Below are 14,458 nucleotides of genomic sequence, written 5' to 3'. Positions count from 1 at the left end.
GGTATATGTAACCCCCAATTTCTAAGTTGATTAAATTCTCCTAATAATTTCTCTTCTTCATTTGATAAATTGTCAATTTTAATATTTAAATTATTTCTATTTTTAAATAATATTTTTCTAAACTTTCTGTAAGAAACAGCTTTTTTACTTTCATCCCCAATTAAATTAGATAAATATTGTAAAGGTCTTATAGTTTTATCACTAATGCCTTCATATAATATTGAATTTATTAGTTTTGCATTCGGATTAGATTCTAAAAGTGTGATGATTTCATTAAAATAAAATTCAAGACGTTCTTTTTTTTGAATAGTATCTATAATAATTTCAGATAGATAATATATATAATCTGACTTATTTTCAAATTTAAAGTATTTTGACATATTTTTTTATTTAGTTTTAATCTTAGAAATTGCTTGAAAATAATACTAATTTTTAATACAACTCTTAACAATCACTTCCAAAGCCTTCTCTGCATCACAAGCATATAACCCGGAACACCATGCAGGATTTGCTTCAATTAAAGCCCAGCCTTTTCCTTTAATAATCCCGAAATCCAGAACGATTGCTTTTGGAAGCGTTTGAGCATATTGTGTAATAAACCTGCCGAAAAACTCAAACAAATCTTTTTGTTCTGGTTCAGAAAGCGGGTTGGTGTCGAAAGCATCATTTCTCCAATAAGAAGAATAAGTTTTAATTTCATTATTCAAAACAAAACATCTAACCTCAAGTTCCCATTCCACTACTTCTGAAGTGAAAACCATACTTTCCGGATCCAGTGTTTCAAAGCCTTTAATATTGGTAACTTTATCGAAAACTCCTGCTTTAAAGCTTTTAAAATCCGAACATTTGATAAAAATATTTTCTTCATGTACGAAGTCTTTCAACTTTCCGTAAACAATTTTCCGTTTTGTAAATTCTTCTGAAATGTTTGAGAGCCAGTTATCATTGGGCTTTGTTAATGTTAGATTACATTGCTCTGCTACAATTTCTGCATAAATATCTTCACCATAGACTGCTACTACATCCGCGCGAAATTCCTCCGGAACATTCCATTTTGCATTGAAACGACTCAGTTCATAAGAAGAAGTGAGCGATGCTTTTTTCAAATTATTGCTATCTTCCGTATACATGGGAGAAAGAGCGATTATATTTTTCATCTGTATCTTTTATTTTTTTTATGTAAAATAAGCTTTTATTCTTTTATTTTAATATCTCCCTAAAAATCCTCTCCATCTCCCCTTTATCCGCCTTTCCTCCTGATAAACCTTTCGCTTTTTCTTCATGCTCAGCGATTGTTTTCTCCAGAAAATCAAACAGTTCCCAATCATTCGGGTGGTAGTAAGATTCTCCTTTGGTTGCTTTTAAGGCAACGAGGTCTTCTATTTTCCGTCTGGTTTTGTTATCTGTTAAAACAAGCAGCTCACTGAACAGTACCGGAGGAACCGTTCCTTTTTCTATGATCCATTTTCCTGTTAATGTGGTTCGTAAACAATAAAAATAGCTTTTTAATTTTACTTCATCACTTCTGCAGGCTTCCAGATATTTCTTGCTCATGCTCAGATAATGATAAGAAACCGCTACCGGAGAAAAGCAGGCATCAGCCAAAGGTTTAAAGAGTTCTATAAACCTTTCATCCGCTTTATACACGATAGGAGAATAGAACCAGCTTAGCAAAGCCGCATTCGATTTCAGTAGAAGATGAAACGTCTTTCTCAGATCCCAGCCGGAACCATCCAGATCATCTTCTGTCATAAATTCTATCGTTTCATCCTTATCCCAGGGAGAAAGATACCAGTCTTTTTCATGACGGTATATAAAACGTATATCATAATCACTGTCAGGAGAAGCAAAACCCCAGGCTCTGCTCCCGGATTCTACGGCAAGAAGGACTTCTACGCTCCTTGTTGCTTCAACTTCTTTTATTTTTTCAAGTATTTTCGGTGTCATTGTTTTTGTATTGATGATGCAAAGTAAAAGATGAAGTGCGCAATGTACTCGCGTAGCTTTTTTAAGTTTCGAGTGCGGGTTTCGTGGGGATGGAGTTTAGGGTTTGAGTGTGGGAGAGTTTGAGAGTTTGAGAGTTGCGGGGTTCGGGTTGGTGAGTAAGTGAATATTGAGGGCTAAAATTTTTTGACTTATGAAAATTGGGCGTTAAAAAAATAAATTGTGTGAACGTTAAGAAAATTCTCCTGTCTGAGTGCGACGAATATATTGATACAAAAAAGTAATAATGAATTCGCACGAGTTTAGAATTTTTAGAGAACACATTTTATTTTTAGCTCAATTTTCAAGGTCTTGACCTTTTGTTTCTTTTGTGTCAAGACAAAAGAAAAGACTCATTGAATTTTACTAATATTGCACTTTTCCATTTAACGTAACTATAAACATCAATGTTATCATCAGAATTACAGCATAAAATTGATTTTAAAACAAAACCATTAGGGGCATTAGGACATCTTGAACATATTGCCCACAAAATCGGAATGGTTCAGAAAACCACTTCACCACAGTTATTGAATCCTCATATGGTAGTTTTTGCGGCCGATCATGGGATTGCTGCTACAGGCGTAAGTGCTTATCCACAGGAGGTCACCTATCAGATGGTGATGAACTTCCTTGGCGGAGGTGCTGCCATTAATGTTTTTTGCAGACAGAATGGTATCAACATTAAAATTGTAGATGCAGGAGTGAATTTTGATTTCCCGGAAGAACTGAATCTCATTGATAAAAAAGTAAGAAAATCCAGCCGTAATATTCTGGAAGAACCTGCCATGACTCCTGAAGAATACCATCAGGCGCTTAAAAATGGAAAAGCAGTGGTGAATGATATTGCTAAAAAAGGCTGCAATATCATTGGCTTTGGAGAAATGGGAATCGGCAATACTTCCGCTTCTTCTTTGATGATGAGCAAGCTCTTTGACATTCCGATTATCAATTGCATCGGACGTGGAACGGGACTGAATGATCATCAGCTTGACAATAAGATCAGTATTTTAACACAGGCCATAGAAAAATATCCTTCTGAAATGTCTGATGATGAAATAGCCCAGACCTTTGGGGGATTGGAAATTGCCCAAATGATTGGAGCCATAGAAGAAGCTTATCACCACAATATGCTGATCATGGTAGATGGTTTTATCGCAACAGTTGCTGTAGCCACGGTCTGGAAAAAGAATCCTGAAGTATTGAATAACTGTATCTTCTGCCATGTAAGCAATGAAAATGCCCACCCTCAGCTGTTGGGATTAATGAGAGAACAGGCCATTCTCAATCTGAATCTGCGCCTTGGTGAAGGAACAGGCTGTGCATTGGCTTATCCGATTATTCAAAGTGCCGTTAATTTTCTGAATGAAATGTCAAGTTTCGAAGATGCAGATGTATCAAATAAAAACTAAATGAAAGCTATAAAAAATGAACTGATTTACTTTGCAACGGCACTCATGTTTTTCACGAGAATTCCGGTTCCGTTTACCATTCCGTACTCCAGCGAGATTATGAATAAATCTCAGAAATATTTTGCCTGGGTAGGTTTGATTGTAGGGCTCATCAACGCTTTGGTTCTTTATCTTTCTACACTGCTTTTTAATCTTGAAATCGGGATTGTTGTAATGATGATTTCCAATGTTTTGCTGACCGGAGCTTTTCATGAAGATGGCTTCACAGACATGTGTGACAGTTTCGGAGGCGGATATGGAAAGGAAAAAATCCTGACGATTATGAAAGACAGCCGGGTAGGAGCATATGGAACGATAGGGATCATTTTGCTTTTTGCTTTAAAATTTTATAGTATTCAAACCTTAGGAATGAGTAATCCGGTGGGAGTTTTACTCATTGTTATTTTAGGGCATACAGTAAGCCGTTTTATTGCAGGAACGATGATCTATACCCACGAGTATGTTACCGATATTGATGTAAGCAAATCAAAGCCTTTAGCCAATAAACCATTGGATGGAATGGCTTTGCTGGTAAGCTTCATCAGTGTTTTAGCCACTTTTGTACTGTTTCCGGACTGGCGTTTGATTTTTGCTTTTGCGCTCGCTTATTTAGGAAAAATATATATGGGTTGGTATTTTAAAAAACATATCGGAGGGTATACAGGTGATTGTCTGGGATCGGTACAGCAGGTTTGTGAAGTTTTATTTTATTTAGGAACAATCATCGTATGGAAATTCATCTGATCCGTCATACTGCTGTAGACAATCCGGAAAACCGGTGTTATGGTTTTGCTGAAATGCCTTTACGGAAAGAGTGTATCGAAGATTTTAAATTGTTGGATATTGACGGTCATTATGATGTAATTGTTTCAAGTCCTTCTGAGCGATGCCGTCTTTTAGCTGATTTTTTTAAGCTTGATTATCAAACAGATGAAAGACTTCGCGAAATGAATTTCGGGAAATGGGAGCTAAAAAAATGGACGGATATTCCAGAAGAAGAAATCAATCCGTGGTACAAAGATTTTGTGAGTGTAAAAACCTCAGGCGGTGAAAATCTCCTTGAAATGCAAAACCGCGTTCTCAGCTTCTGGAATGAATTCATTCAAAGAAAAGATCTGGAAAAAGCACTTATAATTACGCATGCCGGAGTTATTCGTCTGATCCTTCAGGCGGTGCTTCAGTTTCCACTGGAGAATATGTTTACTATTCAGATTGATTATGGAAGGAAAGTGATCATTCATGTGAATGAAGGAGTTTTTTCAGTGAAAAAGGTGAATGTATAATTACCGTTTTTATTCAATAGGAACGGACTTTAGTCCGTTTGATAAAGATTATAATTTTCAATCGGCTTTAGCCAAAATATAAGTTGTTTGTAATAGTATACATTAGGTAATTCTGAATTTTGGAGGCCGGATTCCTATGGAATGACAAACTGTGTGGATAGACCATCATTATAATTGTATCGTTCCGTCGGAATTTAGTCACAATCCTGTAAAAAACATACACAGAAACAGTACAATCCCGACCATTCTCCCAACTGAAGACGTGAAAATTCCCCTCCCTCGGAGGGGTGGCGAAAATTCAAAGAATTTTTGACGGGGTGGTTCTCAACATTTCCTTTGCCATACCATTATAAAAAACGCCACCCGATACCATCAGATGACGTCATAGAATTTATTTAAAAATTCTGATAAAACTATCTTTTTCCAGGCTTTCCAGTGAGAAATCAAAATCAGCTTCCGCTTTTTCTGTGGTAATCTCACCGCCAAGCTCTTTGATAAGCTCATTGAAAGACATCGCTTCATACCATTGCTGGTATAATGCACTTGTTGCCATTGCAGAAATCTGGCTATTTCCTGAAACATGCGAATGTCCGGCTCCGAAATTCAACAGTACGAAACATTGTTTTTCATTCTTTGTCACCAGCATTCCCAGAATCATTTGCTTCTGAACAGAATTACATCTGGCTTCAGCAAAGAGGTGATTAGGATTCATCATATAATCGTAGGAAATATCATCTCCTTTTCCGATCACAATTTTATATCCACAGTTGGCATCTCCGCTGAAAACGTTGTTCATAACAAGGGTCGGCTCACAAAGACCTTTATTGGCATAAAGATATTCAACCGCACCGTTAGGCGCTGATGTCATATCTCCTGAGTACATCAATTGTCCGTTACCATGGTTATAAGCGGCATTCCAACCTATTTTTCCTGCGATGTTCAATCCTGAAAGATCAAGGTCATTGGCCCCCCATTGGTCTTCCCAATAAATACCTACAGCCAGTCTATCCGCATAAAAACGGGTTCCGGTAGGAATATTTCCAACAAACATCTTTTCAGAAGTTGGCAATGCGAATTCTATATTCTCAGGGAAATAGAATTTCTTTCCGGATAGGTTTTCATACTTCAGTTTTAAAAAGTCCAGAATGAAATCATAATTGAACTGATTCACGTAAGTTTCCTTACCTTTTTTAGTCCATGATTTTCCGTTTCGGATTCTGTAAACAAATGTATCCTGACCGTACATTCTTGAGTAACATGCTGACAATGCTTTGAACAATGCAAACGGTGTCGCATTTTCCAGCCAGTGCCAATCGCTGTTTTCCAGTAATGTATTGGTAGCGTCATTCAATGGGTTTGAAACCAATGGTTTATGGTGAACCTTAGATAACTTTGATATTTTGTTGATCGCTTTGGGTGCTCTGTTTTTATAAGCCAGAAATAATGGTTTAAATCTGTTGAAAATTTCCGCCATTTTTTCCATTCCAAAGCTTTCAAACAGATATGTCGGATTGAAATTACTCTGCTTGATTAAATTAATCAAATCATCATTTTTGATTAAAAGCGTAGTGCTCGTCGTTTTATAAATGACATAACGCAAGAATTCAACAGGATTTTCAGGGTAAATATCATAAAGATCAGCTATTTTTATAATGGCTTCTTTATTCCTGATGTTTTCTTTTCCTGTAAAATCATATTCCAGCTCCGTATGTAAAACAGAAAGCAAATCATCAATGGTTTCTTCTTTTAAAGCAATTCCTGATCTTAAAAGAGCAAGACATTTTTCCTGCATTTCTTCCACAGAATAGGCTTTGATTACTTTAAAAACCAGCTTCATATCCGGAACATCCAATATTTCATTGGGAATATAGATTTCACTTTGGAAATTACTTCCATACGTTGACATATAATGGGTGATCTGTTCAATCAATAAATCAATTCTGGAAGTTTTCTTTATTTTCTCCCAGGATTTATGAAAGGTTTTATTCAAATCATTTCCATTTAATTTTTCCTTTGCATAAAAAGAGATGATCTCATTTTTTGCCCATAAAGCATCCGGTTCAATAATAAAACCATCATTAGAAATAAATGGCTTTTCATCACATTTTCTGGCCAGTACAGCATTGAATAATTGTAGTGTTTTCATTGTTTTAAGTTTAAAAAATAAGTGAGGAGTAGATTCATTAAAAGTGAAGGGTATAGGAACTCCTTTTACCTATAGTTTATAAAAAGCGGGGAGTATTTTTCCAAAAAATATAGGAACTCCCTTTGCCTTATAATTTGTAAAAAGGCGAAAAGTAAATCTGGAAATATAGGAACTTTCTTTGCCTTGAATTTTTCTAATATTTTTTAGTGTTGTGAAATTTGGTTATTGTTTTTATTTAAACCTAACGGGTTTCTAAAACCTGTTAGGTTTAAACATACTATTAAAATTATGCTTTTCTGAATTTCTTCTTTTTCTTCCACGGCGCATTCTTCTGAACATCTCCGGCCATAATACATCCGTAAGGCATCACTTCATCCAGAACTTCACAAAGTCCGTATTCTTCTATCTGTGCTCTTACATTCTTCGCACTTTTATAAGCGCTTGGAAGTTCAGAAATATCAATCTCATTAGAGTAGAAACGGATATCCAATCCTGCTGTTTCCTCATTGAAGATTTCCTCAGTGGTTTTATGAGCCAATGATCTTTTATGCTGGCTTCTGCTGAAATTTCTTCCTGCGCCGTGCGGAGCAAAACCAAGGTTTCTTTCATTCGTTTTTCCCTGAACAATCAATACCGGTTCGGCCATATTCAACGGAATCAGTCTAGGTCCGGTGATATCAGGCATGAATTTATCATCCAGCGGAGTAGCTCCTTTTGCGTGATAGAACAAATCTCCATCTTTGAAAACGAAGTTGTGTTCGTTCCAATATCTGTTTTCCTTCTCCATTTCCAGCTTATTCAGCACGGCATCATGAAGAGAAGTATGGTTTTCTTTGGTCCATTGTCTTATCAATTGCAGGGCTTCCCAATACGATTTTCCTTCTTCGGTATCATAAGGAATCCAGGCATTTTCTCTTAATGTTTCAGGGGAGATTTCCTGTCTGAAACGGTTGGCAGTCTTCATTCCTTTATCATATAAGGCAGCACCCGGAGCTCTTGATCCGTGATGGGTTACCATCATTGTGTTTCCAGTATTTTTGGAAATTCCAACGAAAAGGAAATGGTTTCCGTCTCCCTGGGTTCCCATATGGGAACGGGCGATACTGATCAGTTTCTCATCATTTAAGAACTCATTTTCTCTGAAAGCATCCATCAGTTCCTGAGACATCGGCATCTGTTCACCTCTTGGTCTTCCTCCGTATCCGAAGTGGGTTACAGAATGTGCTGCATCCAAAACCTCTTTAGGATTTGTCTTTCCAAAATCCGTCAGCATCACTGAACAACAGATATCGGCGCTATGGAATCCCGGGTGAATAGCATTTTGAGCCACGACCACTCCTCCCACCGGAATCTGGCCTTCAGGACCTGTAGGGCAGGCGTCCGGCATTAAAGCTCCGCCAACCAGAGTAGGGGTTTTCATCAGAACCTCCATGGTTTTGATTACTTTGTCCACATTATCATTTTCACTTTCGTGCTCTGCACGTATATTGATTATAAAATCTTTAGCTGTTTTATGAAGCGGAATAAGATCTGGCTGTTTGAACTGTACCAGATATTCTGCGATCTGATGCTCATCCAACTTATTCTCGTTGATATAGGTAATGGCATCCTTAAACCATTTTGCCGGTCTATATCCTAATTCGATTAAATGATTTCCATTAAATTCCATATTGTTTCATTTTGATGATGCAAAGTAATATCATTATTGCGCAATAGTTTTGCGTAGATAAAGAAATTTTAATTATTTTTACAAAAATTTATTAAAAAGACGAAAAAAGGCCTCCGGCAGATTCGTAAAATTGTATATTATTAAAAAAAACAAGGCTCATGGTATTATTAGAACAATTAAAACATTTTCCGGAAACGATCCAGTTTAATGATGTGATCGCTCATATTGATGAGCATTATGAATTTACTCCTACCGCATTTCAAAACGGTGATACCACCAACCAGGCCGGACAGAACAATGGTTCATGCAAGGTTTTCAGTTTTGCAAGCATTAAGGATCTGACAAAAGAAGAGACACTTTGGCTGTTTGGTGAGTTTTACAGAGAGGATGTCCTGAAAAATCCTGAAGGAACTGATCATCAGAATATCCGGAACTTTATGAAATCCGGCTGGGAAGGAATTACTTTTGATGCCAATGCTTTAAAAGAAAAATAATTATAAGAAAAGAGCAGACAAAAGTAATTTTTTATTTAAAACACCAATCATTAAACACTAAGGTATGTCATCCAATAAAAATGCTCTGATCAGGTATAAAACATTAGATAAATGTCTTAAAAATAAATACAGGAAATATACGCTGGAAGATCTCATTGATGAATGCTCGGAAGCATTGTTTGAATTTGAGGGAAAGGAATCTTATGTAAGTAAGAGAACCGTTCAGCTTGATCTTCAGAATATGCGGAGTGAAAAATTCGGGTATGAAGCTCCTATTGAAGTTTACGAAAGAAAATACTACCGTTACAGTGATCCGGAGTACAGCATTCATAATATTTCTGTGAATGAAAGTGATCTGAAGGCAATGAACAATGCAGTTCAGATTTTAAAACAATTTAAAGACTTTTCTATGTTCAAAGAAATGAATGGGGTTATTCAGAAACTGGAAGATTCTATTCATGCCACCAGCCAGAAATCTATTATTCATCTGGATAAAAATGAACAGCTAAAAGGATTGGAACATATTGATATTCTGTATGAAAGTATTGCCAGTAAAAAAGTACTGAAGATCCTTTACAAAAGCTTTACGGCAAGGGAATCTAATATTTTTACAGTACATCCGCAGCTGCTGAAGGAATTCAACAACCGCTGGTTTCTGATCTGTCTTTACAAACAGAAAATGTATAATCTGGCACTGGACAGAATGGAAAGTATTGAAACAGATGACAGTATTGTATATATTGACATGGAGCTGGATGGAGATGAATACTTCAAAGATATTGTTGGGGTTACTGTTTCAGAATCAATGGATCCCAGGAATGTAGTCTTTTGGGTAGATTCGGGAAATGCCCCTTATGTGAAAACAAAACCGCTGCATAAAAGTCAGGAGATCATAAAGGAAGATCATGACGGAACTCTTTTTAAAATATGTGTTCAGATCAATTATGAACTGGAAAGATTGCTCCTTGGGTTTGGAGACTCCCTGGTTGTACACAAGCCTAAAAAACTACGGCTGAAGATGGAGGAAAAATTCAATGCAGGATGTAAAAACTATCAGAGTCTGGTTGTTCCTGAGGAAAACTAACTTATTTTAATGTACGATTAATAAAGCGTTATTGCAGATAATTTATTTTGACATTTTATCTTGGCTTGGAAATTGTATTATTACCTTAACAATACCAAATTAATTATGAAATCAAGAATATTTAAAGCATTAATTGCAATCATAGCACCGCTGGCGATAGAGTATATCGTAAAAAAAATATCTGAGAAGATAGATAAAAAACAGGAAGAGAAAGAGAACGAAAAAAAGCAGATTACGGCTTAAACGTAAAAGTAGTTTACATTTAAAATTATTGAAAAGAGACTGTCATAACAAGGTACAGTCTCTTTTTTGTTGTTAATGGATCTTTTTAATGAGTGCTGAAAACCAACCCGTCAAAAATTCTTTGAATTTTCGCCACCCGTCCGATGAAGTGGAATTCTCGCGTTTTCAGCTGAGGTAAGGGGCAGGATTGTGCTTTTGGGAAAAGAAGGCTGGATTCCTACGGAATGACAAGCTGTGTGGATAGATCACCATTCCAATTGTGTCATTCCGCAGGAATCCCGGTTTCCCTACACAAAGTCATAGATCCCGTCTTTCCATCCCAATACTTTGGAGGAGTCTGCTTTAAGCCAGTTTTTCAGGATTGTTGCGTATACTTTTCTGAAATCTTCCTTATAAATAAGATCGCCATCATTCAGATTCTGCAGATCAGGAAGTGCATTTAACAGTCCTTTTTTCTTAAGGTTTCCGCTGATAAAAAACATCTGGTTGGCGGTCCCGTGATCTGTTCCGTTGCTGGCATTCTGTGCCACACGACGGCCAAACTCTGAAAATGTCATTAACAGGATATTTTTAAAAAGACCATTACTTTTCATGTCTGCTACAAATGATTTTACCGCTTCATTGATATCATTGAATAACTTTTTCTGCCGGTCATTCTGGTTGACGTGCGTATCGAAACTTCCGATCGAAAGATAGTATACCCGGGTATTAATGTCAGATTTTATTAAAGAAGCTACCGTTTTGAAGTCTTTTCCCAGCTGAGAACTGGGATAGATTTGCTCTGTCTTTCTGGCTTTGCTCTTCTCAAAAATATAATCAGCATTATTAATGGTAGAACCTAAAGTCTGATAAAGGTAAGATACCGTTTCATCATCGTGATGGTGGTCATAAAGAGATTTGAAATATTTCTCCTGGCTGGTCTGATACAGTCTTTTGGGATCTTTAAAGGCAAAAGCTTTGTTATTTTCACCTTTTAGGGCCAGACTAAGCATATCATCTACTTCCAACGCCTGAGTTGGGTGTTCACAGCGATAACATTCTTCGTCCAGAAAACGTCCCAGCCAGCCTGTTTCCAGAAACTGATCACTTCTGCTTGCCGACTGCCAGATATCCATGCTTCGGAAATGCGACTTATCCGGGTTGGGATAGCCTACATTATTCATCACAGAAAGCTCTCCGTTATCAAAAAGTTCTTTGAAATAGGAGAGAGAAGGATTAATCCCTGCTTCATCCGTAAGTGGTATTGAATCCTGTATGGCCAATGTTTTTCTTTCCCTGAAATAAATATCATTTTTTGCCGGAATAATGGTATTCAAACCATCATTTCCACCCGTAAACTGAAGAACGACCAGAATATTCTGACTGGGATTCAAAGCTTCATCCAGCGTCATCGCTTTTAAGAAATTAGGCATCAGCATAGAAGCCGTAGCCAGGGAACTTATTTTGAGGAATTCTCTTCTTTTGATTAGCATAATTTTGTTTTTGGGGTTAAGGTGGCAGATGAAAGGTAGCGGGTAGCAGGTTGTAAGTTATTGGCTGGTCTGCATTATATTTTTATAGCAGCAAAAAATAAATCAGGGGTAGCCAAGTTATACTGCGACAGCTATTACCTGCTACCTGCAACCTAAAACCTCCTACCTAACATAACTGGTATTCCGGAGTAGACATCAGGTTGATGACATTCATTTTGATACTCTTGTCAGAAAAATTCCTTACAGAATTCATATCCAGACTCTGAGTGTTCTGCAGAAGATAATCTTCACAGTTTTTATGGGCGAAAATCTTTTCAATACGCTGCCAGTCGATGGTGATATTGGGATTTTTAAAACTTTTGTTTAAAGCTGTTTCACGGGATTTCATTCCCATGTCGATATCATCATCCTGGCGGGGACTGTATTCCAAAGGACGGAGTCCGGACCAGATCTGCGGAATCTGAAGCCTGAGCATCAGAGTAGAGCTGTCAATCCATGCCTTTCCATTCGGCCATCCCGCTACATTGGGCGGATAAAGCAGCATTTGCCCCAGTAATTTCTGATACACGATGAGGTTTTCAGGATTCTGAATATGCATAGGAAGGATTCGCATCATACCGGCCATCAGTTCTATAGGTGATTTTATCCTGTTTCCGATATTCTTCTGATCATAAAACCAGGTGCTTGAAAAGATCTCAGTCATCAGTTTTTTGATGTCATATCCTGAATTGTAGAAGTTTGTACTGAGTGTATTGACGATATCCTGATCCACTTTTTCATTCACAAAAAACTTATAGATCTTTGTGGTAATAAACTGAGCTGTTGTCTTTTGTTCCAGAATCATATGGAGCACATCGCTCCCGTCAAAGTTGCCTGTTTTTCCTAAAAAAGTTTTGCTGCCTTCATCATGGAGATTTTTTCTTTCTTTAAAATTCCCTTCTTTATCATAACTCCATCCTGTAAAAGCTCTGGCACCTTCTCTTACATCTTTTTCAGTGTAATTTCCTCTTCCCATGGTAAACAGTTCCATCACTTCACGGGCAAAATTCTCATTAGGATGGTCTTTTTTATTATGTTGGTTATTCAGAAAATTCAGCATGGCAGGTGACTGGCTTACTTCAAAGAGCAGATCTCTGAAATTGCCGAGTGCGTTTTTCCTGATTGTATTTAAAAGCTGTTTGTTGAACTTTGGATTGATCACTCTTGAAGCAAAATGTCCATGCCAGAAAAAGGCCATCTTTTCCCTCATCTGTTCCTTGCTGTTAACGATGGCGTTCAGAAAATTCAGGTTCAGTTCGTTATTTTGTTCCCTGTTGATCCGCTGCATTTCTTTTTTCTTTTCCGCAGGAGCCGTACTGTTCATATAATCTGCCACAGAAACCGGATCAGGAGTGTCATAAGTGATTTCGCTGAAGCTTTCTTCTTTAAATAATTCATTCATCAACGTTTTAGTGTTTTTATTTTTCAAATCATCAATTTGATGAATACCAACACCAAAACCTGCCCGCCAGAGAAGATGCTTGTTTTTTACTAATGAATCTGCCATCATGGAGAATTTATTTTTTGATGTAATTCTGAGAAGAAGGTTAAAACTCATAACGGGTTAAGGATTGTTAATATTGTTTTTAGGCTGGAAGCTGGAAGAATGAAGCTGGGAGTTATGGTATAAAGGAAGGGGAAATTTCTCTTTACTTTCATTATAACAAACGTGAGTTTTTATACAAGAGCTTATTACTTCCAGCTTCCATCTTCATGCCTCCTTTCTTTTTTCTATAATTCACTTTTCGAGGTTGGTTTTTGATAAATTTTGTTAAACAAATATTTAATTTTTGTTAAAATTAAAGTATTGATAATCATAATTTTATAAATTTTATTAATGTTAAAATCAAATAGAAACCTTTGCTTGGCATGATTTTTACATCCTCTTGTTTAGTAAAATTAAAAAATTAGAGTTATGAAAATGTTTAAACAAGCAATAGTACTGGCTGGTATTTTAACAGCTGGTATCGCAAGCGCCCAAAGTGCTCAAATGAACAATATGATCAAGGTAGGTGCAAATGTTGGTTTAGCAGTTCCCGCAGATAACCTTTCTGCAGCAGTAGGAGTGGATGTAGCTTACCAGAATCTGATTACACCGGGATTTGGGCTGGGTATCGCATCAGGATATACTCATTATTTTGGAAAAGACAACAACGGATATAAAAACAATGATGTAGGAGTAGTTCCTGTAGCAGCTTTAATCAGAATTTATCCAAAACAAACCGGTTTCTATTTCGGAACTGATTTAGGATACGGATTTTTGGTTGGAGATAAAGCAGTAGCATCCAATACTAATGTTGAAAGAGCAGGCGGAGGCTTCTACCTTAAACCGGAGATCGGATACCACAACAGAGACTGGAACTTCTTCGTACAATACCAAAAGGTTTTTGTAGGTACTAAAGGAGATTTGCCAGGTCAGGACTATAATGTGGGGAATATCGGGGTAGGATTCGGTTACAATATTCCATTAGGAAAGTAGTTAGATTTAATATATAAACAATTATTAACCAAAACCTTTTCACGAAAGTGAAAAGGTTTTTTTGTTCTGTGCAGGATTTACAAAAACAATTATTATATTTGGTAAAATTTGAGGT

Annotated in this window: 14 protein-coding genes; 7 read left to right on the top strand and 7 right to left on the bottom strand. The window is 36.8% G+C overall.

Translation table 11 applies throughout. The features are described from left to right. The 3 genes from LIV57_RS20565 to LIV57_RS20555 all read right to left on the bottom strand — a co-directional run. On the bottom strand, positions 1 to 380 hold a 380-nt coding region (locus tag LIV57_RS20565; RefSeq protein WP_227944091.1), incomplete at its 3' end, for a hypothetical protein. Positions 381 to 425: 45 nt separating this feature from the next. Beyond that, positions 426 to 1,157: an ATP-grasp domain-containing protein gene (locus LIV57_RS20560; RefSeq protein ID WP_123278121.1), complete on the bottom strand. Its 732-nt coding sequence runs from the start codon at positions 1,155 to 1,157 to the stop codon at positions 426 to 428. Between the two features lie 43 nt (positions 1,158 to 1,200). Then, on the bottom strand, positions 1,201 to 1,947 hold the full coding sequence (locus LIV57_RS20555) for a DNA polymerase beta superfamily protein (protein WP_227944090.1): 747 nt from the start codon (positions 1,945 to 1,947) through the stop codon (positions 1,201 to 1,203). 443 nt (positions 1,948 to 2,390) lie between these two features. On the opposite strand from LIV57_RS20555, the gene cobT reads away from it, so the two are divergent. The 3 genes from cobT to LIV57_RS20540 are packed head-to-tail and all read left to right on the top strand — an operon-like array spanning position 2,391 to position 4,717. Continuing rightward, entirely contained in the window at positions 2,391 to 3,395 is a 1,005-nt protein-coding gene (cobT, locus tag LIV57_RS20550) for a nicotinate-nucleotide--dimethylbenzimidazole phosphoribosyltransferase (protein WP_227944089.1), read from the top strand. Further along, positions 3,396 to 4,178 (top strand): adenosylcobinamide-GDP ribazoletransferase, encoded by a 783-nt coding sequence (locus LIV57_RS20545; RefSeq protein WP_227944088.1) that lies wholly within the window; start codon positions 3,396 to 3,398, stop codon positions 4,176 to 4,178. Continuing rightward, on the top strand, positions 4,163 to 4,717 hold the full coding sequence (locus LIV57_RS20540; protein ID WP_227944087.1) for a histidine phosphatase family protein: 555 nt from the start codon (positions 4,163 to 4,165) through the stop codon (positions 4,715 to 4,717). The genes LIV57_RS20545 and LIV57_RS20540 overlap by 16 nt, the downstream gene beginning before the upstream one ends. 391 nt (positions 4,718 to 5,108) lie before the next feature. Here LIV57_RS20540 and LIV57_RS20535 read toward each other — a convergent pair whose 3' ends face one another. Beyond that, positions 5,109 to 6,863, bottom strand: a complete 1,755-nt coding sequence (locus LIV57_RS20535) for a hypothetical protein (RefSeq protein WP_227944086.1) — start codon at positions 6,861 to 6,863, stop codon at positions 5,109 to 5,111. Positions 6,864 to 7,149: 286 nt separating this feature from the next. Then, on the bottom strand, positions 7,150 to 8,532 hold the full coding sequence (locus tag LIV57_RS20530) for an RtcB family protein (RefSeq protein WP_227944085.1): 1,383 nt from the start codon (positions 8,530 to 8,532) through the stop codon (positions 7,150 to 7,152). 158 nt (positions 8,533 to 8,690) lie between these two features. Here LIV57_RS20530 and LIV57_RS20525 point away from each other — a divergent pair, with 158 nt between their 5' ends. From LIV57_RS20525 to LIV57_RS20515, 3 genes are all read left to right on the top strand, one after another. Beyond that, positions 8,691 to 9,026 (top strand): HopJ type III effector protein, encoded by a 336-nt coding sequence (locus tag LIV57_RS20525; protein ID WP_227944084.1) that lies wholly within the window; start codon positions 8,691 to 8,693, stop codon positions 9,024 to 9,026. Positions 9,027 to 9,090: 64 nt separating this feature from the next. Further along, positions 9,091 to 10,110, top strand: coding sequence for a helix-turn-helix transcriptional regulator (locus tag LIV57_RS20520; protein WP_227944083.1), 1,020 nt, complete (start codon positions 9,091 to 9,093; stop codon positions 10,108 to 10,110). 105 nt (positions 10,111 to 10,215) lie between these two features. Beyond that, positions 10,216 to 10,353, top strand: a complete 138-nt coding sequence (locus LIV57_RS20515; protein WP_167348772.1) for a hypothetical protein — start codon at positions 10,216 to 10,218, stop codon at positions 10,351 to 10,353. A gap of 287 nt (positions 10,354 to 10,640) precedes the next feature. Here LIV57_RS20515 and LIV57_RS20510 read toward each other — a convergent pair whose 3' ends face one another. Then, complete coding sequence (locus LIV57_RS20510) at positions 10,641 to 11,825, bottom strand: DUF1501 domain-containing protein (RefSeq protein WP_227944082.1); 1,185 nt, start codon at positions 11,823 to 11,825, stop codon at positions 10,641 to 10,643. Between the two features lie 166 nt (positions 11,826 to 11,991). Then, positions 11,992 to 13,371 carry a DUF1800 family protein gene (locus tag LIV57_RS20505; RefSeq protein WP_227944081.1) on the bottom strand — a complete coding sequence of 460 codons (1,380 nt, stop codon included), beginning with the start codon at positions 13,369 to 13,371 and terminating at the stop codon, positions 11,992 to 11,994. A gap of 408 nt (positions 13,372 to 13,779) precedes the next feature. On the opposite strand from LIV57_RS20505, the gene LIV57_RS20500 reads away from it, so the two are divergent. Then, positions 13,780 to 14,343 (top strand): hypothetical protein, encoded by a 564-nt coding sequence (locus tag LIV57_RS20500; RefSeq protein ID WP_202839593.1) that lies wholly within the window; start codon positions 13,780 to 13,782, stop codon positions 14,341 to 14,343. Positions 14,344 to 14,458: the final 115 nt, after the last annotated feature.

This window comes from Chryseobacterium sp. X308 (genome assembly GCF_020733145.1).
Lineage (GTDB): Bacteria > Bacteroidota > Bacteroidia > Flavobacteriales > Weeksellaceae > Chryseobacterium > Chryseobacterium cupriresistens.
This window is presented reverse-complemented; position numbering and strand designations above follow the sequence as displayed.